Raw genomic sequence first — 24518 nt, forward strand, 5'->3', positions numbered from 1 at the left:
GTCCTCAGGTGTAGGACGTGATAAAAAAGAAGAGTGTTGGTTTTTCTGAAGGAAATGTTACTTCATTTTTATCCTGGTTATGTAATGTAATCGGCTCGCTAAGAGTTTTATTTCCACATGCTGTGATTAATAAAATAGAAATGATGGCCAAGACAATTAATTTAAACTTCATTGTTTTCTCCTTATCCATATTAATTAACTACTTCATTGTAGTGTAAAGTACTTTATCATTCAAATAATTGCACTTAGTAATCATTCCACAAAAAAACCAGATTGGAATTTCCATTCTGGTTTTTTCCAGCTTATTTCTTCTCAGCAAGCCATGAAGCAACAGCATCAGCGTCTTCGCCCTTAAGAATTCCTCCTGGCATACCGCCTTTACCATTTTCAATAATATTTAAAATTTCATCTTTGGAGTATTGTGAGCCGATTTTATCTAAATCAGGTGCTCCTCCGCTTTTTAAATCTCCACCATGACAAGATGAACAGCTTTGCTGAAAAAGAGCTTCTCCATTACCTGCATCAGCAGTTTGTTCCTGTTCATCGCCAGCTTGCTCCTCTGTCGTTGTGGTATCCTGTTCTGTTTCATCATTACCGCCTCCACAAGCTGTAAGAAAGCCTATAAAAGCAACACAAATTAAACTATAGAGCAATTTTTTCACTTTGATCACCTCCAAGTACTTATAGGTTTTCTTAAATTGACCATGAATATTCTGCAAAGGCACAACGTAGACTAGTATTTGTTCCAATAACGTTCAGGTTCAATAGCTTTAAAAAGTAAAAGAAAATAAAAAAAAGACTTCCCAAAAACACGGGAGGCCATATTCTTAGAGCACGGAGGCAGCTAGCTGACTGTAAACATCCAAGTAATACCAAATTTATCCCTTACTGAGCCATGAAGCTTCGCAAAAAATGTTGGCTCCAGGTCATTATGAATTGTCCCGCCATCCTTGAGAACGTTCCAAGCGTTTTTAGCACGTTCCTCAGAATCAAGTTCAACAGAGATACATACCATGTCTGAACCTTGTAAATCCCGTTTATAATCCGAACCTAAAATAGAACCTGTTTCCGTAATTTTTAATTCAGCATGTAAGACTAGCTCTTTATCACTTTCAGCAATAGGGAAATCAGGACTAGGGGGCATGTCGCCATATTTTTGAATACTGATTATTTGACCGTCAAAAGCCTTTTGGTACCATTTAAATGCCTCATTACATTCTTTATTAAACATTAAATAGGGTTTAATCATATCAATTCTCCTCTATAAGGTTATGAGGTAATTATACCCAAACATTCGTTCTTCTATCAATTTAAAACAGAAAAAAACTGTCGAAGAACATTTCGACAGCTTTTACCGATTTAATTTTCTGAACCCTTATCCCAATATCGAACACTTTCTGTTTTCGATGTAGGATCTCTTTTAACAACGTTTCCTTCTTCATCGTAGTAAACTTCGTATTCCTGATAAATTTCTACGTAATAACCATCCATTTGTTGAACAGTATCTAGCCTATTCTCCAAAACCGGTACGTTCGTTGGCGGTTGTACCTCGACAGGCTGTGCGACAACTTGTTCACTGGCAGAATAGGAATAGCCGCTATAGATAAATGAATAAGGTGAATCGAGATAGGCTACCAGAGCAACAATGATACATAGGATTAAAAACGTAGAGAAATGAGAGAGCATTTTCATTCATCTCAACTCCTTTAACAAGTACATCCTCGTAACCTATCTTATGCATGTCCATATGACATATGCCTAGTTTGTTTTTAAGACGTAAGCTCTTGAACGATAGATTTGGTACATTACTAAGGCTAATAATGAAATAATGGCACCTGATATATAAGGCAGCCCGATGGAAATTGAGAATAACCATCCGCCAAGAGGAGGGCCTGCAATTCTGCCTAAAGAATCAAAGGAAGACAGAAGTCCTGTCGCGCTTCCATGTCCAGAATCTGTTGTTTTCGTAAGCAGGGAAGAGACGCTTGGACGAATGACGCCGTTTCCAATCCCAAAGATGGATAAAAATATCGCTGCTGTTGTAAAACTGTCAACTAGCAGAATTAAGGAAAAACCAATTGCAGATACAACAATTCCACCTTGAATTACTTTACCCTCACCATATTTCTTTGTTAATTTTCCAACCATTCCACCCTGTACCAACGCACCAGCAAAACCCATAATCATGAAAATATACCCTAGCTGAACTGCGCCTAACCCAGCTTTCTTTGCAGCATAATAGGCGAATGTAGCCTCTAATCCTGATAATGACAGAGAGATTAGCAACTGTAATAAAAACAATACCGATGCTGGACCAGAAAATGCCTTCCACCTCGATTGCTGTATACTTTGGTTATTCTCTGTATTATTTTTTTGCAAGGATTCTTTCAATAAAAAGAAAATAATGACTAAGGTTATTAACGAAGATGCCCCAGCTAAATAAAAAGGCAAACTCATGCTTGATTTTGAAAATACGCCGCCAATTGCAGGACCAAATACAAAACCAAGCCCAACGGCCGCTCCAATAATTCCCATTCCTTTACCGCGATTTTCTGGGGTTGTTATATCCGCTACATAAGCCATTGCAGTTGGCATGTTAGCAGAAGATAACATACCGCCAATAATACGTGCAGCAAATAACATCCAAAGCTCCACAGCCATCGCTTGCATAAAGAAGGATAATGATAATCCCGCAATCCCAATCATCATGATTGGTTTACGACCGATACGGTCCGATAACTTACCCCAAAAAGGTGCAAAAATGAGCTGCATGAGTGAATATACAGCCATCAATAAACCCAATTGAGCGGGGGATGCTCCCATTTCTTCAGCATAAAAGGGAAGAACAGGGATGATGATTCCAAATCCAATCATCACTAAGAACATCACTAAAAATAAAATAGGTAAAGCCTTTCTTGTTTCCAAATAACTCCAACTCCTAATTGATCTTAACTGTTCAAATCTTATGTATAAATTTTGATGCAAATTTTGGCTGCTATGCTTAGGATAATAGAAAACACGAATCTAATACAAGCATTTCAATTTTTTATTTAATAAAAATTTGAAAGATACCCTTATCAACTCAAAACCGCCTGTTAGTAAGCAGCTATCAACAAACTATCTATATGCTAGCAGATAGATAACACGAAAGGAATGAAAGAAGCACAAGTCTTAGGACCTGTGCTCGTTATTTTACTGCTTTTCGTGTGGTTTCTGAAGCAAAATCTGCAATAATGACAAGAATCATATAACACAATAACAATAAAGTAATTTGGGTGTAATTAAAATAACTCATCGCAAGTTTAAAATCCATCCCTAGGCCGCCTGCACCCACAAACCCAACAACGATAGTCGTTCTCATAATAACTTCCCATCTATAAAGAATATAGGTAAGAAATCTCGGCAGAACAATAGGCAAAATTCCATAAAAGAGGATTTCAATTTTTGAAGCACCAGCAGCTGCCAGATTACGAATTGGTCTTGGATCCATATCTTCAATAACCTCCGCCCAGAGTTTACCGAGGATTCCAAAGTTGTGGAGGGCGAGGGCTAATGCACCTGGCAGAATCCCAGGTTTGAATATGAAGATAATCATCATTGCCCATACTAATTCCGGGACAGATCTTGAAAAGATGTAAAAGAGTCGAATAACAACATAAAGGATTCTGTTATACCAATTCTTTTTCAGGGTAAGACTGCCATCTGCTATGTTTCTAGCAGCTGGAATGACTGTTAGGAAGGCGACTATTGTTGCGAACCCAATGGCCATGATACTCATTTCTAGTGTCTCCATTGTCAGCTTTAATGCAACTGCCCAGCTTTCTCCATTTAGAAATGCCGGGTTTTCTTGATTGATTCCTAGAAGTCCGCCAAAAAATTTACTTGCATATTCCAGGTTCTTTTCTGAAAGTAACTCTCCTAAATTGGCTTTTTCACCAATGATAATATATAACCAGGAAGCAGTTATCAAGAGCAGTGCAAACAATACGGAGAACCAGCCAAGTTTAATTCCTGTTACTTTTTTATGCTCCGTTAACCCTTTACGGACTATATTGCTCCAGCCATCCACTAATATCACAAGGATAATAAGGAAAAAGACAAACGTCCAAACAGAATCATACTTTAAATCTGCGAGTGCTAATTGAATTTGAAATCCGAGTCCACCCAGACCAACAAAGCTCATAATGGCAGAAGAACGAATCGCACATTCAAAACGGTACATCGAATAACTGATGAAATCTGCCCAAACCAGTGGGAGGTATCCAAAAATAAGAGTTTGCAAACGTGAGGAACCAGCTGCTTTTAAGGCAATAATTGGTTGCTCGGGAACATCATTTAACATATCTGCAAAAATTCGTCCAAGAATTCCGCCATAAGGAATTGCTAGTGCTAGGATTGCTGCATAAGGTGATAGACCAACTGCTGCCACAAACAGCCATGCCCAGATTAATTCATGAATCGAACGTGTAAACCCTAGTATGCCTCTAAAAAAAACCTTGGAAATAAGACGGGAAGTTTTGCTTGACGTTAACGTTCCAGAGGCAAGTACACCTACAATAAAAGCATAAACTATGGCCAGTGACATCCCTGCTGCTGCATAAGCAAGCGTAATCCAAGCAGATTCTAACCCGACTAACAATAAGTCAGGTGCTAAGTTAGGCTTAATTAGCCCTTCAAAGATTTGAAGCATCGTTGGAATACCGCCTGCATGGAAAAGTTCTGAGTTCCAATAAATGGAGGTAAGACTCCAACCGAAAACTGCCAGCAACAGTAAAGTAAGGATGAACCTCTTATGCAAGTGAAGGGAGGGGAGCAACTTCATCATGTTAATCCTGCTCCTTTAGATGATAGAGCTCTTTTAATAGCTCATCACTTACTTTTTCTGTTGGCAAATCAAAAAAGATCTCGCCATTTTTCAAAGAAATAATTCTTGTAAAGTATTTCCGTGCATATTCCACTGAATGGAGACTTGCAATTAATGTTTGATTTTCCTCTGAGACAATTTTTGTCAGCATCGAAAGCACATCGTCTGCACGGGCAGGGTCAAGTGATGCTACTGGTTCATCAGCTAATATAATTTCGGGCTTCTGTACCATTAGTCTTGCCATTGCTACACGTTGTTGTTCACCGCCAGATAATGTAGAGGTTATCTCATAATGTTTATTTCCAAGACCTACTCTTTCAAGAGCTTTAAGTGCTAATTCTTTTTCCTGAGGGATGAGGAGTGAAAATAATGATTTAAAGAATCCCCACTCTGATAATTTACCAGCCAGCACATTATGAATAACGGCGAGAGGACCAATTAAGTCGAATTGTTGGCGAATAACACCTATTTTTTTGGCAAACTTCTTACCTCGTTTATAATCTTTCAGCGGCTTACTATCTATCAGAAGGTCACCGTCCTCAAGCGATAAAATACCCGCAATCGAGTTCAACAGGGTTGTTTTTCCAGCGCCGCTTGGTCCAATTAAGGCAACCAATTCCCCTTGTTTAATAGAAAAAGAAAGGGAAGATAGGGCTATCTTCCGCTCAAAGTGTTTTGATATGTTTTTTGCTTCAATCATCGTTTTTGATGACATGTAACAACACCTACTACTTAATAATCTCTAATTCTTTTGCAACTTTTTCAATCTTTTCATAGTTTTCATTTTTCGTTTCAATAAATTTGTCTGTTTGGAATAAATCAGCAATCTCTTTAGTGTCGCCTGGCATAGTAAGCAGGGCCTCTTTGACCTTTTGCCCAGCATCTTCACCGAATACGTCTCTTACATTGCTATTAATGGTCCAGTTATAATCATAATAGTCTGGAGTAGTATAGAAAACTTTCACTTTGTTTGTATCAACTTTTCCTTCTTTTACAGCGGCTTCCCAAACAGAAATGTTTAATGCCCCCGCTTGGAAAGAACCTGATTCGATTAATTTGTATGTTGTATCATGTGAACCTGAGAAGTTTGGTTTGCCATTGAAATCAGTGTTAGGGTCAATACCATCTTCTGTTAAGAAATAACGCGGCATTAAATGTCCTGAGGTTGAGCTTTCACTGCCAAATGTAAAGGATTTACCTTTTAGATCAGCTAAAGAGTTAATACCTGAGCCTTCCTGGGTAATGAATACAGATTTGAACTCAGCATCACGCGGGCGCTGCACAATGGATTCAGCTTCTGGAACAAGATTTCTAGCTTGAACACTTGTTAAACCGCCAAACCAAGCTAAATGAATTTCACCTCGTTGGAAGCCTGTAACTAACGCGGCATAGTCCACCGAAGGAACAAATTCAACCTTCAATCCTGTTGCTTCACTTAATTCCTTGGCAACAGCATCCATTCCTGTTTGAAGGAAGGCCGCATTTTGATCAGGAATTGCACCTATTTTAAAAACTTCCTCGGTTTTTGTATCTTTTTTCTCTTCATTGTTTTTATTTGTTTTATCTTCAGTTTGCCCACATGCTGCCAATGAAAAAACAAGCATAAATAAAATAATTCCAGATAACCATTTTTTCATATAATCTTTCACCTCATAGTATTGATAGTTTAACACTGTAGTTTGTCCTTGCCATTTGATTATAATGAATAGTGGATTTCTATTAAATTCATTTTATCTATTAAATGAATTAATATTTATCTAAAAAAGCGATATAAAAATATAAGATTAATAGTTTCAAAACCTTGATAACAAAGAAATCTCCCAAACATTTGGTTAGTGATTGAATATTTTTCTGAATTTTTCTTTTGTGACCATTCTTCGACATTCAACACCTTTGCTTCCCAATCCAAACAAATTGAGTAATAGAGGGTTTCTAGGGTAATATTGGAAATAAGAGATAATTTAATATGAGGTGAAGTGTATGAAAATAAAGGGTTTTGGCGGTGTATTTTGGAGAACAAGTAAGATCAATGAACTAAAAAAGTGGTACAGTGAAGTATTAGGAATTTCGATGGATAACGAATGGAATGGTACTATCATTCAACACGATAAAGGAAATGAAACAATCTTTTCTTTTTTTAAAGAGGAAAGCAATTATTTTCCTGCCCCTCAGCCTGTTATGTTAAATTTTCAGGTTGAGAGTATGGATGAATGTTTATCACATTTAGCAAATTTAGGAATTCCATTAGTAAAGGAAACAGAAAAGAGTGAGTTTGGGACTTTTAGCTGGATTGCTGATCCTGATGGCAGATGGATTGAACTTTGGGAAAAATAAACACAAAAATGAATGAGCAGCAGTATGCTCATTCTTTTGTTTAATTAGAGGACAATGTGTCACGATCAACCGCTTGAGGAGGTTTTTCCATCCAGCCTTCATTAATAAATATTTTAGCTCCATCTTGTACGTAAAGCCCAGTATCCATTATAAATTTTCCGTACATAACAGCTAAATCGTGTCTGCCGTTTAGTGACGATGCATTAGCATAAGACCTGACTTTCATACTGAACATATCAATTTTATGAAACAACATAAGTTTATCTGAAAAGGGAGCATATGTTGAATTTTCTACCAAGTCATCCATTAATTGATGAGCAGGCAAATCTTCTTTATGTAAATGCTGTCTGCACGCTTCAAGATGCTTCATCGTTAACTCTTTTCCGCGGTGCATAAAATCTCTGACTTTTTCCGTTTTAGCAGTTTGTCCAAAGCCTATTAATAATGCTTTGCTCGTTGCATTATTTTCAATATTATCAAATAAATGGGCAATCTCTAAACCATGTAAAGGCCGTACATGACCAAGAAAACCATTAAAATATTTTTCTTTTTGCACAAATTCAACCTTTTCAGGGATAGGAATCACTGGAGGTTTCGTTAAAAACCCTTTATCTTTTAATGCTTTGTTTAAAGTAAGTAACAACTCTGTTGTCAAAACATTACATTTTACAATAAATTCACTAATATCTTCTCTTATCATAAGGGGAATAGCAGTAGAATAAAGACTAAGCCCTGCTTTTGCAGTATATTTTAGGTAATGAAGATAAAACTCATCAGCAAATAATCTCGGAGCACCTAGATTCACATCTTCCTCTGTAAAGCCAATCGGGATTGGAAAATGATCATGTTGAAAAATCTTTTCTATATCTTTAATTAATTCCTTCCCAATATTCATGGCGTGTTGGACAATTTCTTTAATTTCATGATCCTTAACGTGCTGAAGGAAATAACTAAGAAGACATTGGGACATCGTATTTCCCATATAAATCGCCCAAAGTTTACCCATTTCAGCTGATGTTAATTTTTCTTCTGGTGCTTCGTTTACTTTAGTGGTAATCTTTATTGGCTTAATGGTCTTCATATAATAATTTCTCCTTACCCTCGTTTCTCCTAGTTTTTTCATCCACTGTAAATCTATTCGTATCAGTAAAGAAATCTCCACAAATAGAAGGTTGCGTAGGCTTCCCAGTTTGTCCAATTAACTGCCAGCTTCATGATTTCGTCTTTGGTTGGTTTTTTCTCCATACATAGCCGCTGTTTTATTGCATTATGCAGACCGACATCATCAATAGGAAAAGCGCTCGGATACCTCAAACACCGCATTAAAACATAATTTGCAGTCCATGGACCAATACCTCGAATGGTAACTAGCATTTTCTCAGCATGGTGATGACTTCCTATATTTAACAACAAATCTTTTGATAACTTTTCTTGTACCATTAATTGAGCAACCCCAATAAGGTATTCAGATTTCCTTTTTGTTAACTGTAAGCTTTCCAATTCTTTAGGTGATAGTGATGCGATTTCCTTTGGTGAAGGAAAGAGCCAATAGGTGACACCATCATGGATTATGCTTCGACCATAGTTTTCCACAAGACGCCTTTTTAAAGTATAAGCAAAAGGGAGGTTAATTTGCTGCCCTAGTATGCCCCAGCAAAGTGCCTCAAATAAATCTGGAATTCCAATTATCCGAAGCCCATAAAATGAATCAACCGCTGGACCAAGTAATGGATCTTCCCTTGCCATGGAATAAAAGGGTTGTAAATCTCTTTCTAAATCAAACCACTCTTTAACATAACGTACGGCCTTATCACGAGTTCCTGCATCAACAGAATTTGTGTCTTCCAAAAAACGAATAATTAAATCTTTTTCACCTTCACAACTAACTTCAATCAATACTGTTTCTTCTCCAATGGAGATGGCCTTACTAATTGAATTATCTTTGATGTAGTATAGGCACTCATTATGATTTCTTGCTAAATAGGAAATATTTTGATGAAAATTGAATTCTTTCGGTAAAAGCAGCTTTATCTCATTACCGTAGTTATCCCATGTTTGGTTCACCATTAACATCATCCTCTTTTCAATGTCATAATAAAGTTATAACATAGAAATAGAAAGTACAATGGAGGCGTTTTTGTTGAAACCTACACTTTTTTGGACCAAATTGGTTTTTGATAATTGGAAGATTTATATGGCTGCCACTACTAAGGGACTTTGTTATGTTGGGTCCCAGGATAAGCCTTTTGAGGAATTGGAAAATTGGGTTAACAAACATTATCCAGGGAGTCCCTTAGTTTTAGATGATGTTGTGATGGAGCCATATGCAGCGGAGTTCAAGGAATTTTTCCAAGGTCTGCGAACTTCTTTTACCGTTTCTCATGACTTAAAGGGAACGGAATTTCAAACAAAAGTATGGAATGCACTTTGTCAAATTCCTTACGGTGAAACTTGGACATATTCTGATATTGCAGATGCCATAGAGAAGCCGTCAGCACTCCGGGCTGTTGGTTCTGCCATTGGGGCCAATCCGGTACTCTTAACCGTACCGTGTCATCGTGTTATTGGAAAGAATGGGAAACTTACTGGGTTTCGTGGGGGATTGGAAATGAAAGAACAGTTATTAAAAATAGAACAACAGAACGCAAATCTACACCACGAACAATAAGTTTGGATTTTTTATACGTTGAAAAAGGAATAGATCCCTATGAAAAAGACATGATATTCTTGGACATACTATTTGTTAGGAACAAGAAAAAAGAGGTGTTATTTCATGGAACAAATACAGGAAGTCAGATTTTGTGAAAACTGCAGCAGAGAAACCGTACATATGGTAAGGGAAGACCCTTTAGAAATTGAGTATATTTGCAAGGAATGCAATGATCATCAAGAAATGTTTAAATCTTTTTTTTAGGCAATATGTAATCAACAGGGAAACACCAAAGAGCCTTTACGAAAGGGCTCTTTCCCTTTGTTTATGAGGAACCCTAACCCCGAACGTACATAACATAATAGTAATACCAAGGAGGGGGTTACTTTGGTTACGAACCATAATAATGTTTCCATTGGAACAATTTCTGGCGGCATTGTTAACTTTGGCGGTGCTATTTATATTTCACCCATTTCCATCACCAAAACAATCTCTGGATCTGGCGAAAATAATACGAGTCCCGATTCTGAGATGAGTTCAGAAATGGATACCGAAAATGAGCCCATTATGAAATTCCCAAAGCGATGCTAATCTAAGCATTGCTTTATTTTTTTGCAAAAAATGCAGTAGTATAAAGCGGTTTGAATGGTAAATAATACATAAGCAAATGTCTGATTGATTAGAGGGTGCTGAAATTGTTCTTTAAAAAGAAGCTGTTTACACCTAAAAGTGGTTTACCAACGAAGAACCAGGATCCTATTCCAGAAACACGCGAAAAAATGTCCGCTGAGTTTAAAAAAAGATTACACTATAGTGCAGATCTCTTAGAGAATGTAGTTGGAAGTTCAGGAATCACTATATTCTCCATTGGCACATTAATCGATAAACCCATGTTTGTTACGTATAAATCTTAAGCATATTCCTGATATTGGTATTCACATCTTTAGGTTCATGGAACAAAATACAAAGGCTAGAATGATGCCGTCTTCAACCATGCAGGAGGTTTTACATAACCATTACACAGTAGGAAAAGAACCCGTAATGCCAATAATAAGTAAAAATGGTAATGAAGGAATTATATTTTCAGGGGTGGCCATCTTTAAAGGCTCTAAGTTAGTTGGCAAAATTAATACTGAACAAAGCTTTTATTTATCCTTAATAACTGATAAATATAAGTCTGGGAGTAAAGATGTTTTGATCGAAAGTGCTAACCCAAAATTAAAGGAAGGGAATGAAAGGACTAACAAAACGGTCGCAGCTTTAGATTCAATAGAAAGCAATAGTAACATCAAGTTAATAAACAATGATAAACCCGAATTTGATATTGATATAAAACTAAACGCGAGATTACTTGAAGTAACGAGTTCGATTGATATCGGAAATCCCCAGAACATGAAGTTGATTGAAACCGAAATTGAGAAGAGCGTGAAAAAGGAAATAGAAAAACTAATAGCCTATTGTCAATCAAAAAATTCAGATGTGTTTGGACTTGGAGATACATATCGAAGCGCTGTTCGCCACTCACACCTTACGGATGAAAAATGGTATAAAATGTATAAGAATGCTAAAGTAAATGTAAAGGTAGAATTTAGTGTTATACGAACTGGACTTAATGAATAATAGAAAAAGCTGCCTGGTTCATATAACCATTGGCAGCTTTTTCTATCATTATGAGGCAATACTTTGACTGCTGGTATTAGAAGCTTGGTTTTCTTTTACAGGCTTCGTCACATTAAACACAATGTTTAAGAATATAGCCGTTAAGCTGCCGGCAACAATTCCATTATTGGTAAGAATCTTTACACTTTCAGGAAGCTGTGCGAAAAGGTCAGGAACAGCGGTAACGCCAAGGCCCATTCCAACAGAACAAGCAATAATTAACAGATTTTCCTGTGAAGCAAATTCTACTTTACTTAACATTTTAATACCATAGGCAATTACCATTCCGAACATGGCCACCATTGCGCCTCCTAAAACAGGGGTAGGGATTACCGTTGTTAACGCACCAATTTTAGGAACGAATCCTAAGATTATTAACATTACACCCATTGTGTAGATGACGTTTTTGGTTTTCACACCTGAAAGCTGTACCAGTCCTACGTTTTGAGAGTAGGTTGTATAAGGGAAGGCATTAAACAAAGAACCTAAAATAATGGCAAGACCTTCTGCACGGTAACCTTTCGTTAAATCGCTCTCCTTAAGCTTTCTGCCAGTGATGTCACTTAAAGCAAAATAGACGCCTGTAGATTCTACTAAACTAACAATCGCAACAAGAGTCATGGTAATAATCGGAGTCCATTCAAACGTAGGAGTACCGAAATAAAAAGGCTTTACCATATGGAACCATGAGGCATCGCCAACAGCAGCAAAATTCACCTTTCCCATTAATGCAGCGGCAATCGTACCACCTGCGAGACCTAGAAGAATCGCAACAGAACGAATAAATCCTTTTGTAAAACGATAGAAGAGGATGATAAATAATAACGTTCCAAAAGCTAAACTAATATTTGATAGACTTCCAAAATCAGGACTTCCTTGTCCGCCAGCAATATTATTCATCGCAACGGGAATCAGGGTAATCCCAATGATGGTAACAACAGAACCTGTGACAACAGGCGGGAAGAATTTGATTAACTTACTGAAGAACTGAGCAATTATAACAACGATTAAACCGGAAACGAGAATTGAACCATAAATGGCTGATACACCGTATTCGCCGCCAATTGCAATCATTGGACCTACCGCAGTAAACGTACAGCCTAACACAATCGGCAAGCCAATTCCGAAAAATCTATTTTGCCAAACCTGTAAAATCGTAGCAATCCCGCACATCAAAATATCAATTGAAACTAGATAGGTTAATTGTTCTCCAGATAGATTTAAAGCTCCACCGACGATAAGAGGGACGATGACTGCTCCTGCATACATGGCTAATACATGTTGAATACCTAGAGATGCAATCTTGAACGGATGTTGTTTCATTATACTAATTCCTCCATTTTCTCTGAGTTAAAGGTTACTTCTCCATTTGATAGAGAGGCGATTCTAGCTAATGACTCAACCCTTAATCCTTTATTCTTCAATTTCTGTGCACCTGGCTGGAAGGATTTTTCAATAACGATACCAATTCCAGCAATGGCTGCTTTGGCTTGTTGAACCATTTCCACTAAAGCAAGAGCAGCCTGGCCGTTAGCAAGAAAGTCATCGATAATAAGAACTTTATCGCTATCATTTATATACTTGGCAGCAATTGCAAGCTCATTCGTTTCATTTTTAGTAAATGAATGAACATTTGCTGTCAGAAGGTCATCTGTTAATGTCACCGATTTTCTTTTTCGAGCGAAAATAACAGGGACTTTCATATATAATCCAGCCATCACAGCAGGGGCAATCCCTGAAGACTCAATTGTTACGATTTTCGTAATTTCTTCAGCTGCAAATCGCTGTGCAAATTCTTTTCCAATTTCATTCATTAGTTGTGGATCAATTTGGTGATTTAAAAAAGAGTCCACCTTTAATACATTCTCATTTATAACTCTGCCATCCTTTTTAATCTTTTCTTCTAGTAATCTCATGTTTATCCCCCTCGAAAAAATAAAAAGCCCAAATGCCATTGCTCACATCAAATTTGAGTGAGGCAATGACATTTGGGCTTTTTAACCAAATGTATAGACGTAAAATACGTCTTTTTCATTACCCACCCATAGTCGGATTGTTAACGGCAATCCGGTAGAAACTTGCAGGCCATATCCCTGCGATTATATGAGTGAAAACTTATGAATTTATACACATTATAACACGGTGAAATAGGAAAGCAATGATTTTTTGGCAAAAGACGAACGAAGGGATGTCCAAAGAGCGTATTGTTCGTGTTAAGAAAACGTTTTACTTATGATCTTCTTTTTTCTTTACCATTTTAACAACCTTATAGCCAGGCTTTATTTTCACACGTTTTGTTTCCTTGTCGGTCTTTACCTGATATAACGTGAATTTTTTCGGCTGGTGCTCAAGCATGTCTATTTTTTTAATCTTTTCATGACGGTAGTATTTTTGAATTTTACGAATTTGTTTCGGCTGTTTCTCTCCAAATAGCCAATCATAGAGGTAAATAAATACCCAGACAAAAATCCCGCCAACGATGATTGTGTATAAAAGTGATGACAATAACTCCACGAAGTACATCCTTTCTTTAGGTAAACAAGAGTATGCCTTTCATTATACATTTTTTCCTCCATTTGAAAAATAACATGAATTCTAATTGGATACTCTAATAATGAAAAATTTTTTTACATTGAATGTCCTCTAGGTATGCACATTTCATAAAAAACGTGATAAAGTATATTACAGAAATCCTTTTATACTGGTATTTATCAGATAACTAACTGTCCACCTGAGACGGACAATTGTTTATCTATTAGCGACAAATAAGGAGGAATATACGTGTCAAGTACGATCTTGGAGCAATTTTTAAACGAAAACCTTGAAGATTTAAAAGGGAAGGGTCTATATAATGTCATCGATCCTTTGGAAAGTCCAAACGGTCCAATGATTACAATAAATGGAAAACAATTGGTCAATCTTTCTTCTAATAACTATTTAGGATTGGCAACCGACGAACGCTTAAAAAAAGCAGCAGCAGATGCACTCGAAACTTACGGTGTAGGTGCCGGGGCTGTTCGTACGATTAACGGAACATTAAAGCTGCATGTGGAACTGGAAGAGAAATTAGCAGAATTTAAACATACAGAAGCGGCAATCGCTTACCAATCAGGCTTCAATTGTAATATGGCAGCCATTTCTGCTGTTATGGATAAAAACGATGCCATTTTATCGGATGAATTAAACCATGCATCGATTATTGACGGCTGCCGTCTATCAAAAGCAAAAATCATTCGTGTTAATCATTCGGATATGGAAGATTTGCGGGCTAAAGCGAAGGAAGCAAAGGAATCTGGTCTTTACAATAAAATCATGGTGATTACCGATGGCGTTTTCTCCATGGATGGAGATATTGCACTATTACCAGAGATCGTAAAAATAGCTGAAGAATTTGACCTTATTACATACGTCGATGATGCACATGGATCAGGTGTCCTTGGTGATGGTGCTGGAACTGTTAAACATTTTGGTTTGTCTGATAAAATCGACTTCCAAATTGGTACCCTTTCAAAGGCAATTGGTGTAGTAGGCGGCTATGTTGCAGGGAAGAAGAATTTAATTGACTGGTTAAAGGTCCGCAGTCGTCCATTCTTATTCTCTACATCCTTAACACCAGCAGATGTAGCAGCAAGCAAGAAATCGATTGAAATTTTAATGGAAAGTAATGAGCTGAACAAAAAGCTTTGGGAAAACGGAGATTATCTCAAAAAAGGCTTAAAGGACTTAGGCTTTAATATTGGAAACAGCGAAACTCCTATTACGCCATGTATTATCGGTGAAGAGGCACTTACGCAGCAATTCAGTAAACGTTTGAATGAAGAGGGAGTATATGCTAAGGCAATTGTTTTCCCAACAGTGCCAAAGGGAACAGGGCGTGTTCGTAATATGCCAACCGCTGCACATACGAAAGAAATGCTTGATCAAGCCATCGCTGTGTATGAGAAAGTCGGTAAGGAAATGGGCATTATTTAATCAGAGAAACCCTACAATGGGCAAGATTTTACGACAAATGTGAAGAGGACGGGGAAGAATGAAACGAATTTTAATTACAGGTGCATTGGGGCAAATCGGTTCTGAGCTTACCATGAAATTACGGGAAACGTATGGTGCTGATAATGTAATTGCTACTGATATTAAAAAGAATGACAGTGAGGCAGCACAGAGCGGTCCCTTCGAAATTGTTGATGTAACTGATTTAAATAGAATGGGAGAAGTAGCAAAGAAATATAAAGTGGATACGGTTATGCATTTAGCCGCATTACTTTCTGCTACCGCAGAGGCAAAGCCCGTTTTAGCCTGGAATTTAAATATGGGCGGTTTGATGAATGCACTAGAAACGGCTAGAGAGCTTAATGCACAATTCTTCACTCCAAGTTCTATTGGTGCATTTGGACCATCAACACCAAAGGACAGCACTCCACAGGACACGATTATGCGTCCCACTACGATGTACGGAGTGAACAAAGTAGCTGGTGAGCTTTTAGGTGATTATTATTATCATAAATTCGGTGTCGACACAAGAGGGCTTCGTTTCCCAGGCTTAATTTCTTATGTGGCACTGCCTGGCGGCGGAACAACAGACTACGCGGTTGAAATTTACTATGAGGCCATAAAAAATGGCCGCTATACCTCATACATCGACAAAGGAACTTACATGGATATGATGTATATGCCGGATGCCCTTAATGCCATTATCGACTTAATGGAGGCGGACCCATGTAAGCTTATCCACCGCAATTCGTTTAATGTTACGGCGATGAGCTTTGACCCCGAAGAAATCGCAAACGAAATCAAAAAACATATACCTCATTTCGAGCTGAAGTATCATGTTGATCCTGTTCGTCAAAGGATTGCCGACAGCTGGCCAAATTCCATCGATGCCATTGCTGCAGAGGAAGAGTGGGGCTTTAAATTCGAATATGATTTAGCTAAAATGACAGAAGATATGCTTCGTAAGCTAACAAACAAATTGACCATGAATAATGCCAAAGCGAGTGAAATTCAATAATTTTTAGATGACCTGATTTATTGGGTCATCTTTTTTTGTAGAGATTAATTTGTAAATTGTAGAACGTGTATGGTTTTGTGTAGGAGCTGTACAGTTTGGCGTAGAAACTGTACGGTTTTTTGTAGAACCTGTACGCTTTTGTGTAGAACCAGCCGCTTTGTGTAGAAACTGTATGGTTTTGTGTAGAAACTGTACGGTTTTGTGTAGAACCAGCAGCTTTATGTAGAACCTGTACGCTTTTATGTAGAACCTGTACACTTTTGTGTAGAACCCGTACGCTTTTGCGTAGAACCTGTCCGCTTTTGCGTAGAACCTGTACGCTTTTCCGTAGAACCTGTACGCTTTTCCGTAGAACCTGTACGCTTTTACGTAGAACCTGTACTGTTATGTAAAGTACCATCTAAATATAGGAACAGCAAAAACAGCGCAGCAAATGCCACGCTGTTATCTTTTTGCATAAATGAGTTTGTCTTTCTTTTCCGTAACTCTGCCAACGATAGCAGCGTGTTGTTTACCTGCAGAATGGAGATTGTCCACATATTGGACAGCTTCTTCTTCACTCATGGAAACAAGAAGGCCGCCAGAAGTTATGGCATCACATAGAACTAACTGTTCCTCAGGGAGTAGGTCTTCATATTCAACATCATCAATAATCCATTTGTGATTTGACTTTGAACCGCCCGGAACCACTCCATCCCTTGCTAACTCTAAAGCACCTTCCAGGATTGGAACTTTTGAATAGAGTATTTCGAAGCTTACGTCACTTCCGCGTGCCATTTCACTGCTGTGTCCCAACAATCCAAAGCCTGTTACATCGGTTACAGCATGTGGGTGATAGTTCGTTAAAACTTCAGCAGCGGTTTTATTTAACTCAGCCATTGTGTCCGTAACCATTTGTTCTTGCTCATGAGTTACCACACTCCGCTTAATTCCAGTGGTAATGATTCCTACGCCAATCGGTTTTGTTAAAACCAAAACATCACCGCACTTGGCACCCACATTCTTCCAAACCTTATCGGGATGAACAATTCCCGTAACAGAAAGGCCAAATTTCGGCTCTTGGTCATCAATAGAATGACCTCCAACGGTAAGTGCTCCAGCTTCCTTTACTTTATCTGCAGCACCGCGGAGAATATCTGATAGCATCTGGGCACCCAGCTTTTTTATTGGATAACCTACTATATTTAAGACTGTTTTTGGTTCTCCGCCCATTGCATAAACGTCACTTAATGCGTTAGCTGCCGTAATCTGTCCAAACATATATGGGTCGTCTACAATTGGAGTAAAATAATCGACCGTCTGAATTAAGGCAATCGAATCCGTTAGTTGATAAACACCTGCATCATCAGAAGTTTCATGACCCACTAGTAACTCTGGTACAGGTTCTTGCTTTGGTAATAGGCGCAAAACTTGCGCGAGGTCCTCAGGACCAATTTTACATCCTCAGCCTGCTTTAGTTGATAAAGAGGTTAGGCGTATTTTCTCTTCTCCACTCATAAATCCACCTCCATTTATTAGTATAACTGTTTCCATTTAAATTCGCACATACTAGAGCTAAGCAAAAGATTTGCAACGTAAAAATCCTTGCGATAAAATATTTTTACTATAGCAATGTAGGAAAGTAGATTTAGACGATCACGGAGGAATACAAATGAGCAACTACCACATTATTGTAGAATTCTGCATGCAATGAAACTACGCACCAAAAGCCGCGAGTTTCGCGGAAGAGCTTTTTACACACTTTAATCGAAAAATTGAAAGAATGGAATTAATCCCTGTATCAGGCGGAGCATTTGAGATAACTGTCAACGGGGAAAAGATTTATTCCAAACTAGATACTGGTGTATTTCCTGATACCGAGGAAATCATTAATAAAATCTCAGAATAATAAAGATAGCCCTCATATCAAATGATGTGAGGGTAAATTTTTTCATAATGTTATTATGTTAACTAGGTGATAAAAAATTATGCCATAAGTATTCCTTAGGGCAGAGTGATATAGCAATTTTTCCCTAAACCTTTTTCAGATTTAGAGATCAAAACCTCTAATATTCCGTTAATATAATTCGCTGTAACTTTTTGATTGATTACCTGAAAGGGGAACTGGATAGTCCGAATTTTTTTATGTTGATTAGAGGATGTGGAAGATTTATCAGCCGTAATAACAAGCTTCCGATCTTCGATAAAAACCTTTATTTCAGAGCTGTTATACTCGTTAAGCAGCGCCTCAACAATCCATTCTTGATCTGTTTCGTATAAATCAATTCGAAATTGAGTCAGATCATCCTGTGTCGTTAGAGGATCCAGGCAGTAGTTTTCCAACCACTTTTCCACAAGGTCAAAGTCAATTGGCTGTATATTTTTTTTGGATTTCATAACGATCCCCCTTGCTTGGTTTATTTTATTCATTCAGAATGAAAATGTGAAATGGTATAATACGAATAAAGCAGGAATAGTAAAGGAGTTTTTGTGGTGAAAGAATGGTTACGTTCAATTCCGGCTGTCCATGAATTACAAAAGCATGAACAGTTTGAAGGTCTCCTAAGGGAGAACCATTTAGACGTTTCTTGGCTGACAAGTAAGCTAAAAGAAGCTGTTGATCAAATCAGGTTGTTATTACTAAATGGAGAGTGGAAGGGTGCTGCTCCAGGCACCAATCAATTTATTGAAGAAGTTTTTCAACTATTAGAAATAAAGGTTAAGAAACAATTTTCTTTTACAATCGAAAAAGTAATCAATGCAACTGGAACGATTCTTCATACAAACCTGGGAAGAGCGAGGCTTAGCGACCATGCCATCCAGCACGTAGTCGAAACAGCACAAAATTACTCCAATCTTGAGTATAAGCTGATTGAAGGTGAGCGCGGCTCCCGGCATAGCCACGTAGAAGCTCTGCTAAAAGAAATTACCGGTGCAGAAGCTGTAATGGTCGTCAACAATAACGCTGCTGCCGTTTATCTTGTTTTAAGAGCGCTTGCAGAAAATAAAGAAGTGATTGTATCTAGAGGTCAGTTAGTAGAAATTGGCGGCTCCTTTCGAATCTCTTCAATAATGGAAGAAAGTGGAGCAAAATTAATAGAAGTTGGAACGACAAATAAAACTCATTTATATGATTATGAAGATGCACTTTCTCCTGAAACGGCGATTGTCATGAAAGTACATACAAGTAATTTTAAGGTAATTGGCTTTACGAAATCAGTTGAGACAGAAGAACTCATTCAGTTATCAAATACTGCTGAGAATGTTATTTTTTATGAAGACCTAGGCAGCGGTGCACTTTTTGACTTTAGAAAACATGGAATTGGCGATGAACCAGTAGTAAGAGAGGTCATCACGATGGGTGCGGATATTGTTACCTTTAGTGGTGATAAGCTGCTGGGCGGTCCGCAAGCAGGGATTATTGCTGGGAAGAAGGAGATTATTGATACTCTCAAAAAACACCAATTAGCAAGAGTAATCCGGGTCGACAAAATGACCTTAGCAGCCCTTGAAGGGACGTTAATTGATTATGCTCGCGGAGAAAAGGGTGTTCAAAACATTCCTACTATCCGTGATTTATTAGTTTCTATCGATGAATTAGACGAAAGATCGAAGAGGTTTGTTACAAACTTGTTACAAGGATCAGATCATTTTCAGGCGAAAATTTACCCTGGTACAAGTCAAGTGGGCGGGGGGACAATGCCTGATGTGCAGCTTCCAACCATGGTCATTTCATTAAAACATCATATCCTTACGGCTGAACAGGTAGGAAGAAAATTGAGAACAGAATTCAAACCAGCCATTATTGGACGAATTCAGAAGGACGAGTTTATCATCGACCTAAGAACAGTAACAGAAGAAGAAGAAAACTATTTGCTTCAATCATTAAGTCAATTATAAATCTAACCCCCTCTACGGTCTAGAGGGGGTTAGAACTATTTCAATGGTCCTAAACTATATAATTTTTTCATCCATGAGAAATGTCCGGATGCGTGCGCCTTCAGCTTTTCTATTGTCTAGCTTCAGGCGCCATCGGCTCGGGGTCATAAGCCAATCCGTCTGAAAGGTTAAAGAACAACCTTCCAGCCGGCTCGTCTTATGCCTGTCGCCGATAGGCAGGCGCCTTCAGCTTTTCTACATATCATGATGTGAATTATGTTTTGCACGAGTATGGTTGCGATTCTTTACTTTTTTAGATCCACTCATTGGCTCTGGCTGGCCAGATATCTTTGGCTGGTTTCTTCTCATATCTTTGCCATCGTTTTTGTTCACCATTTTTCATCCCTCCTATAATGTTAGGATGTAATGCTGAAGAGTTTTTATGCTGAATAATTTATGATTCCGCTGTGCAATTTAACGTTATAAACGATGGAGGGGAGTGAAACTCAATGCAGCAATATCCATATAATAAGGATAAACAGCAGGCCTTTCAGGCTGCTCAGCAAGGTTATGAAGAGGCACAAGGACTTGCAGCGACTATTATAAGTGATAGCGCAAGTTACGGCCATCAATTGAAGCATTTAAAAGAAGAAGTAAATGAAGCTTATCAACAAATTGAAAATGCGCTGGAAGTAGCTTCCGAACACCAAAGAGCACAACTAGAGCGTTTTCAACAAGATTTGCAAAATATCGTAGCAGAAGTAAATCTGCCGGAATAAGATAGGGTTTAAAAAGCAGGGGGCACTCCTGCTTTTCTTTACTTTTATTGGTTTTTCTTTCGTTTTTTATTGTTCATTTTTTCCTTAATAGTTAAAGGCTCATTTGCCATTTCCTCGTTAAAACCAGCTCCTTGACCCTGTCCTTTAGCAGCATTTGCTCCGGGAATTACATGATTTGACTTTCTTCTTTGCATCTCGATTCACCTCCTATGAGAATTCTGTTGAATTCTCATTGATAGTGATAATATTTCCTTTTAAGGAAAAATAAATGACAAGAAAAAAGTTTTTTGAGATAATAAAGCGTACACAATTCTAATCTTTATAATTTTCCAGTTATACGGTCTTATAAGATTTTTCTAAATATTTAGAACACTTTCTCTTAAAATACATAAGAAAAACTTATCAAGTACAATAACTTTCTTGTTATTTACTTATGTAAAAGGTTGTATTAAGATTAGAATTGTGAGAAAAGTAGTGATGGATATGAATATTCAAACTTTTCGACTTTTCGTTAATTTTAGTTAATGATGACGAATGAGGGGGATTCACAATGGTGAAAAATGATGTATTTAACGCACGCACTTCCTTCGAAGTGAACGGTAAACGTTATCACTATTACCGATTAAGTGCACTTGAAGAGGCTGGTCTTGGCAACGTTACTAAATTGCCATATTCCGTAAAAGTATTACTTGAATCTGTGCTTCGTCAATACGATGGCCGTGTCATCGCAAAGGAGCACGTTGAAAACCTAGCAAAATGGGGAACAAATGAACTGAAAGAAGTAGATGTTCCATTCAAGCCGTCACGTGTTATTCTACAGGACTTTACAGGTGTTCCTGCAGTTGTTGACCTAGCTTCATTAAGAAAAGCGATGGCTGACCTTGGCGGAGACCCAGATAAGATTAACCCAGAGAAAACAGTTGACCTCGTTATCGACCATTCTGTACAAGTTGATGCATACGGTTCTGCTGATTCTCTACGTGTTAACATGGATTTAGAATTTGAACGTAATGCTGAGCGTTACCAGTTCCTAAGCTGGGCTCAAAAATCATTCAACAACTATCGCGCTGTTCCACCTGCGACTGGTATCGTACACCAAGTTAACCTTGAGTACTTAGCTGATGTTGTACATGTTGCAGAGACTGCTGATGGTGAACTAGAAGCATACCCAGATACTTTAGTCGGTACTGACTCCCACACAACTATGATCAACGGTATTGGTGTATTAGGCTGGGGTGTCGGCGGTATTGAAGCAGAAGCAGGAATGCTTGGACAGCCTTCTTACTTCCCAGTTCCAGAAGTAGTCGGGGTTAAATTAACTGGCGAGCTTCCAAATGGTGCAACTGCAACTGACTTAGCATTAAAAGTAACTCAAGTGCTTCGCAGCCACGGTGTGGTTGGTAAGTTTGTTGAGTTCTTCGGTCCTGGTGTATCTGTACTTCCATTAGCTGACCGTGCAACGATTGCTAACATGGCTCCAGAATATGGCGCAACATGCGGATTCTTCCCGATTGATGGAGAATCTTTAGAATATATGCGCTTAACTGGCCGTGAAGAAAGCCATATCCAAGTAGTAGAAGAGTACTGCAAAGCGAACAGCCTTTTCTTCGATCCATCTTTTGAGCCAGTATACACTGATGTGATTGAAATCGATCTTTCTGAAATCGAAGCGAATCTTTCTGGTCCTAAGCGTCCACAAGATTTAATTCCACTTTCAAAGATGAAAGAAGAATTCGTTAAGGCAGTATCGGCTCCACAAGGAAACCAAGGCTTCGGCTTACAATCAGATGAAATTGAAAAGTCTGCTGTCGTTAATTTCCAAAATGGAGACGAAACAACTATTAAGACTGGTGCAGTTGCAATCGCTTCTATCACTAGCTGTACAAATACATCTAACCCTTACGTTCTAGTTGGGGCAGGTCTTGTTGCGAAGAAAGCGGTTGAACTTGGAATGGAAGTTCCTAAGTTTGTTAAAACTTCTTTAGCGCCAGGATCTAAAGTTGTAACTGGATATCTTCGTGATTCTGGATTACTTCCATACCTAGAGCAAATCGGCTTCAACCTTGTTGGTTACGGCTGTACAACATGTATCGGTAACTCCGGTCCATTAAAAGAAGAAATCGAAAAGACAATCTCTGAAAACGATCTTTTAGTTACATCTGTTCTTTCAGGTAACCGTAACTTCGAAGGACGTATTCATCCGCTTGTAAAAGCTAACTACCTAGCTTCACCGCCGCTAGTTGTTGCATATGCACTTGCAGGTACTGTGAACATTGATTTCGCTAATGAAGCAATTGGTAAAGATAAAGATGGAAACGATGTATTCTTCAAGGACATCTGGCCGTCAACTGATGAAGTAAATGAAGTTGTTAAAAAGACTGTTACACCTGAATTATTCCGTAAAGAATATGATAATGTCTTTGAAAGCAATGAGCTATGGAATCAAATCAAAACAAGCAACGAACCATTATACTCTTGGGATGAAGATTCCACATATATTGCAAACCCTCCATTCTTTGAAGGCTTATCACCTGAACCAGGTACAGTTGAACCATTAACTGGACTTCGTGTAGTAGGTAAGTTTGGAGATTCTGTAACAACTGACCATATCTCTCCTGCAGGTGCTATTGGTAAAAATACACCAGCTGGAAAGTATTTATTAGAAAAAGGTGTTCAGCCTCGTGACTTCAACTCTTACGGTTCACGCCGTGGTAACCACGAAGTTATGATGCGTGGAACATTTGCTAACATTCGTATCCGTAACCAAATTGCACCAGGTACAGAAGGCGGTTTTACAACTTACTGGCCAACTGGTGAAGTTACATCTATTTACGATGCTTGCATGCAGTACAAAGAAAACGGCACAGGACTTGTTGTTCTGGCTGGTAAAGACTACGGAATGGGCTCATCACGTGACTGGGCTGCTAAAGGTACAAACCTTTTAGGCATTAAGACTGTTATTGCTGAAAGCTTTGAACGTATTCACCGTTCTAACCTTGTGTTAATGGGTGTACTTCCACTTCAATTTAAAGATGGCGATAGCGCTGAAACACTTGGATTAACTGGTAAAGAAACAATCGATGTACAAGTGGATGAAAATGTTAAACCACGTGATCTTCTAAAAGTTACAGCTACTGATGAAGCTGGAAACAAGAAGGAATTTGAAGTACTTGTTCGTTTCGATTCAGAAGTTGAAATTGATTACTACCGTCATGGCGGTATCCTTCCAATGGTACTTCGCGAAAAATTACAAGAAGCATAATATTGCTAACCACCATGCAGCTTTTGCATGGTGGTTTTTTACGAGTAATGACATATATATTAGTGAAAAATATACTATTACTTGTAGTACGAAGGGTGCGATAT

At 38.2% G+C, this 24518-nt stretch carries 27 protein-coding genes, 1 pseudogene and 1 riboswitch; of the genes and pseudogenes, 11 read left to right on the forward strand and 17 right to left on the reverse strand.

Features of this window, described 5'->3' with window-relative positions:
• Positions 1-4: 4 nt before the first annotated feature.
• The 8 genes from SFC47_RS12590 to SFC47_RS12625 form a co-directional block, all read right to left on the reverse strand.
• Positions 5-172: a hypothetical protein gene (locus SFC47_RS12590; protein WP_411254643.1), complete on the reverse strand. Its 168-nt coding sequence runs from the start codon at positions 170-172 to the stop codon at positions 5-7.
• Positions 173-302: 130 nt separating this feature from the next.
• Complete coding sequence (gene cccB / locus SFC47_RS12595) at positions 303-662, reverse strand: cytochrome c551 (RefSeq protein WP_411254644.1); 360 nt, start codon at positions 660-662, stop codon at positions 303-305.
• Between the two features lie 182 nt (positions 663-844).
• The gene (locus SFC47_RS12600; protein WP_411254645.1) at positions 845-1249 is read right to left on the reverse strand and encodes a VOC family protein; all 405 of its coding nucleotides are present in this window, start codon (positions 1247-1249) and stop codon (positions 845-847) included.
• 110 nt (positions 1250-1359) lie between these two features.
• Positions 1360-1692, reverse strand: coding sequence for a hypothetical protein (locus SFC47_RS12605; protein WP_411254646.1), 333 nt, complete (start codon positions 1690-1692; stop codon positions 1360-1362).
• Between the two features lie 66 nt (positions 1693-1758).
• Positions 1759-2925: an MFS transporter gene (locus tag SFC47_RS12610; protein WP_411254647.1), complete on the reverse strand. Its 1167-nt coding sequence runs from the start codon at positions 2923-2925 to the stop codon at positions 1759-1761.
• Positions 2926-3187: 262 nt separating this feature from the next.
• On the reverse strand, positions 3188-4825 hold the full coding sequence (locus tag SFC47_RS12615; RefSeq protein WP_411254648.1) for a PhnE/PtxC family ABC transporter permease: 1638 nt from the start codon (positions 4823-4825) through the stop codon (positions 3188-3190).
• A gap of 1 nt (position 4826) precedes the next feature.
• Positions 4827-5579: a phosphonate ABC transporter ATP-binding protein gene (locus SFC47_RS12620; protein WP_411254649.1), complete on the reverse strand. Its 753-nt coding sequence runs from the start codon at positions 5577-5579 to the stop codon at positions 4827-4829.
• A 13-nt stretch (positions 5580-5592) separates the two neighbouring features.
• Complete coding sequence (locus SFC47_RS12625; protein WP_411254650.1) at positions 5593-6501, reverse strand: putative selenate ABC transporter substrate-binding protein; 909 nt, start codon at positions 6499-6501, stop codon at positions 5593-5595.
• Between the two features lie 343 nt (positions 6502-6844).
• On the opposite strand from SFC47_RS12625, the gene SFC47_RS12630 reads away from it, so the two are divergent.
• Complete coding sequence (locus tag SFC47_RS12630; protein WP_411254651.1) at positions 6845-7198, forward strand: VOC family protein; 354 nt, start codon at positions 6845-6847, stop codon at positions 7196-7198.
• Positions 7199-7238: 40 nt separating this feature from the next.
• Here SFC47_RS12630 and SFC47_RS12635 read toward each other — a convergent pair whose 3' ends face one another.
• Entirely contained in the window at positions 7239-8279 is a 1041-nt protein-coding gene (locus SFC47_RS12635) for a DUF3231 family protein (protein WP_411254652.1), read from the reverse strand.
• A gap of 62 nt (positions 8280-8341) precedes the next feature.
• Positions 8342-9265: a DNA-3-methyladenine glycosylase family protein gene (locus tag SFC47_RS12640; RefSeq protein ID WP_411254653.1), complete on the reverse strand. Its 924-nt coding sequence runs from the start codon at positions 9263-9265 to the stop codon at positions 8342-8344.
• A 58-nt stretch (positions 9266-9323) separates the two neighbouring features.
• On the opposite strand from SFC47_RS12640, the gene SFC47_RS12645 reads away from it, so the two are divergent.
• The 4 genes from SFC47_RS12645 to SFC47_RS12660 all read left to right on the forward strand — a co-directional run bounded on the left by SFC47_RS12645 (position 9324) and on the right by SFC47_RS12660 (position 11468).
• Complete coding sequence (locus SFC47_RS12645; RefSeq protein ID WP_411254654.1) at positions 9324-9866, forward strand: methylated-DNA--[protein]-cysteine S-methyltransferase; 543 nt, start codon at positions 9324-9326, stop codon at positions 9864-9866.
• Positions 9867-10235: 369 nt separating this feature from the next.
• Positions 10236-10439, forward strand: coding sequence for a spore germination protein (locus SFC47_RS12650; protein WP_411254655.1), 204 nt, complete (start codon positions 10236-10238; stop codon positions 10437-10439).
• Positions 10440-10543: 104 nt separating this feature from the next.
• Positions 10544-10762, forward strand: a complete 219-nt coding sequence (locus SFC47_RS12655) for a hypothetical protein (RefSeq protein ID WP_411254656.1) — start codon at positions 10544-10546, stop codon at positions 10760-10762.
• Between the two features lie 37 nt (positions 10763-10799).
• The gene (locus SFC47_RS12660; RefSeq protein ID WP_411254657.1) at positions 10800-11468 is read left to right on the forward strand and encodes a Ger(x)C family spore germination C-terminal domain-containing protein; all 669 of its coding nucleotides are present in this window, start codon (positions 10800-10802) and stop codon (positions 11466-11468) included.
• A gap of 48 nt (positions 11469-11516) precedes the next feature.
• Here the strand turns inward: SFC47_RS12660 and SFC47_RS12665 are convergent, their stop codons facing one another.
• From SFC47_RS12665 to SFC47_RS12675, 3 genes are all read right to left on the reverse strand, one after another.
• The gene (locus SFC47_RS12665) at positions 11517-12830 is read right to left on the reverse strand and encodes a nucleobase:cation symporter-2 family protein (protein ID WP_411254658.1); all 1314 of its coding nucleotides are present in this window, start codon (positions 12828-12830) and stop codon (positions 11517-11519) included.
• A complete protein-coding gene (locus tag SFC47_RS12670; protein ID WP_411254659.1) occupies positions 12830-13423 on the reverse strand; it encodes a xanthine phosphoribosyltransferase in 594 nt (197 codons plus the stop codon). The genes SFC47_RS12665 and SFC47_RS12670 overlap by 1 nt, the downstream gene beginning before the upstream one ends.
• Before the next feature lie 109 nt (positions 13424-13532).
• A riboswitch (purine riboswitch) is annotated at positions 13533-13634 on the reverse strand.
• A 99-nt stretch (positions 13635-13733) separates the two neighbouring features.
• Positions 13734-14021, reverse strand: a complete 288-nt coding sequence (locus tag SFC47_RS12675) for a hypothetical protein (protein ID WP_411254660.1) — start codon at positions 14019-14021, stop codon at positions 13734-13736.
• A 267-nt stretch (positions 14022-14288) separates the two neighbouring features.
• Here SFC47_RS12675 and SFC47_RS12680 point away from each other — a divergent pair, with 267 nt between their 5' ends.
• Together SFC47_RS12680 and SFC47_RS12685 are read left to right on the forward strand one after the other, a co-directional pair.
• Entirely contained in the window at positions 14289-15479 is a 1191-nt protein-coding gene (locus SFC47_RS12680; RefSeq protein ID WP_411254661.1) for a glycine C-acetyltransferase, read from the forward strand.
• A 58-nt stretch (positions 15480-15537) separates the two neighbouring features.
• Positions 15538-16515 (forward strand): L-threonine 3-dehydrogenase, encoded by a 978-nt coding sequence (locus SFC47_RS12685; RefSeq protein ID WP_411254662.1) that lies wholly within the window; start codon positions 15538-15540, stop codon positions 16513-16515.
• A gap of 444 nt (positions 16516-16959) precedes the next feature.
• Here SFC47_RS12685 and selD read toward each other — a convergent pair whose 3' ends face one another.
• A complete protein-coding gene (selD, locus tag SFC47_RS12690; RefSeq protein ID WP_411254663.1) occupies positions 16960-18012 on the reverse strand; it encodes a selenide, water dikinase SelD in 1053 nt (350 codons plus the stop codon).
• Between the two features lie 208 nt (positions 18013-18220).
• On the opposite strand from selD, the pseudogene SFC47_RS12695 reads away from it, so the two are divergent.
• Positions 18221-18403: pseudogene (locus SFC47_RS12695) on the forward strand (Rdx family protein); the annotation flags it as partial.
• 95 nt (positions 18404-18498) lie between these two features.
• On the opposite strand, the gene SFC47_RS12700 reads toward SFC47_RS12695, so the two are convergent.
• Positions 18499-18891: an Hsp20/alpha crystallin family protein gene (locus tag SFC47_RS12700; protein ID WP_411254664.1), complete on the reverse strand. Its 393-nt coding sequence runs from the start codon at positions 18889-18891 to the stop codon at positions 18499-18501.
• Positions 18892-18987: 96 nt separating this feature from the next.
• Between SFC47_RS12700 and selA the strand changes: the two genes are divergently transcribed.
• The gene (gene selA, locus SFC47_RS12705) at positions 18988-20394 is read left to right on the forward strand and encodes an L-seryl-tRNA(Sec) selenium transferase (RefSeq protein ID WP_411254665.1); all 1407 of its coding nucleotides are present in this window, start codon (positions 18988-18990) and stop codon (positions 20392-20394) included.
• A gap of 234 nt (positions 20395-20628) precedes the next feature.
• Here selA and SFC47_RS12710 read toward each other — a convergent pair whose 3' ends face one another.
• Positions 20629-20769: a small acid-soluble spore protein P gene (locus tag SFC47_RS12710; protein ID WP_179160818.1), complete on the reverse strand. Its 141-nt coding sequence runs from the start codon at positions 20767-20769 to the stop codon at positions 20629-20631.
• 113 nt (positions 20770-20882) lie between these two features.
• Between SFC47_RS12710 and SFC47_RS12715 the strand changes: the two genes are divergently transcribed.
• The gene (locus tag SFC47_RS12715; RefSeq protein ID WP_251633346.1) at positions 20883-21152 is read left to right on the forward strand and encodes a hypothetical protein; all 270 of its coding nucleotides are present in this window, start codon (positions 20883-20885) and stop codon (positions 21150-21152) included.
• A 44-nt stretch (positions 21153-21196) separates the two neighbouring features.
• Here SFC47_RS12715 and sspO read toward each other — a convergent pair whose 3' ends face one another.
• The gene (gene sspO / locus SFC47_RS12720; RefSeq protein WP_045521763.1) at positions 21197-21346 is read right to left on the reverse strand and encodes a small acid-soluble spore protein SspO; all 150 of its coding nucleotides are present in this window, start codon (positions 21344-21346) and stop codon (positions 21197-21199) included.
• Between the two features lie 356 nt (positions 21347-21702).
• Between sspO and acnA the strand changes: the two genes are divergently transcribed.
• Positions 21703-24414, forward strand: a complete 2712-nt coding sequence (gene acnA / locus SFC47_RS12725) for an aconitate hydratase AcnA (RefSeq protein ID WP_411254666.1) — start codon at positions 21703-21705, stop codon at positions 24412-24414.
• The last annotated feature ends 104 nt before the right edge of the window (positions 24415-24518 follow it).

The organism is Neobacillus niacini (assembly GCF_046591715.1).
In the GTDB taxonomy this organism is placed as follows: Bacteria; Bacillota; Bacilli; order Bacillales; family Cytobacillaceae; genus Neobacillus; species Neobacillus niacini_L.

Bases quoted from the DNA above. Each gene is read 5' to 3' on its own strand.
- SFC47_RS12590 (WP_411254643.1), bottom strand. From the start codon at position 172: ATGAAGTTTAAATTAATTGTCTTGGCCATCATTTCTATTTTATTAATC.
- SFC47_RS12600 (WP_411254645.1), bottom strand. From the start codon at position 1,249: ATGATTAAACCCTATTTAATGTTTAATAAAGAATGTAATGAGGCATTT.
- SFC47_RS12605 (WP_411254646.1), bottom strand. From the start codon at position 1,692: ATGAAAATGCTCTCTCATTTCTCTACGTTTTTAATCCTATGTATCATT.
- SFC47_RS12615 (WP_411254648.1), bottom strand. From the start codon at position 4,825: ATGATGAAGTTGCTCCCCTCCCTTCACTTGCATAAGAGGTTCATCCTT.
- SFC47_RS12620 (WP_411254649.1), bottom strand. From the start codon at position 5,579: ATGTCATCAAAAACGATGATTGAAGCAAAAAACATATCAAAACACTTT.
- SFC47_RS12625 (WP_411254650.1), bottom strand. From the start codon at position 6,501: ATGAAAAAATGGTTATCTGGAATTATTTTATTTATGCTTGTTTTTTCA.
- SFC47_RS12630 (WP_411254651.1), top strand. From the start codon at position 6,845: ATGAAAATAAAGGGTTTTGGCGGTGTATTTTGGAGAACAAGTAAGATC.
- SFC47_RS12635 (WP_411254652.1), bottom strand. From the start codon at position 8,279: ATGAAGACCATTAAGCCAATAAAGATTACCACTAAAGTAAACGAAGCA.
- SFC47_RS12640 (WP_411254653.1), bottom strand. From the start codon at position 9,265: ATGGTGAACCAAACATGGGATAACTACGGTAATGAGATAAAGCTGCTT.
- SFC47_RS12645 (WP_411254654.1), top strand. From the start codon at position 9,324: ATGGAGGCGTTTTTGTTGAAACCTACACTTTTTTGGACCAAATTGGTT.
- SFC47_RS12660 (WP_411254657.1), top strand. From the start codon at position 10,800: ATGGAACAAAATACAAAGGCTAGAATGATGCCGTCTTCAACCATGCAG.
- SFC47_RS12665 (WP_411254658.1), bottom strand. From the start codon at position 12,830: ATGAAACAACATCCGTTCAAGATTGCATCTCTAGGTATTCAACATGTA.
- SFC47_RS12670 (WP_411254659.1), bottom strand. From the start codon at position 13,423: ATGAGATTACTAGAAGAAAAGATTAAAAAGGATGGCAGAGTTATAAAT.
- SFC47_RS12685 (WP_411254662.1), top strand. From the start codon at position 15,538: ATGAAACGAATTTTAATTACAGGTGCATTGGGGCAAATCGGTTCTGAG.
- SFC47_RS12700 (WP_411254664.1), bottom strand. From the start codon at position 18,891: ATGAAATCCAAAAAAAATATACAGCCAATTGACTTTGACCTTGTGGAA.
- SFC47_RS12710 (WP_179160818.1), bottom strand. From the start codon at position 20,769: ATGGTGAACAAAAACGATGGCAAAGATATGAGAAGAAACCAGCCAAAG.
- SFC47_RS12715 (WP_251633346.1), top strand. From the start codon at position 20,883: ATGCAGCAATATCCATATAATAAGGATAAACAGCAGGCCTTTCAGGCT.
- sspO (WP_045521763.1), bottom strand. From the start codon at position 21,346: ATGCAAAGAAGAAAGTCAAATCATGTAATTCCCGGAGCAAATGCTGCT.
- acnA (WP_411254666.1), top strand. From the start codon at position 21,703: ATGGTGAAAAATGATGTATTTAACGCACGCACTTCCTTCGAAGTGAAC.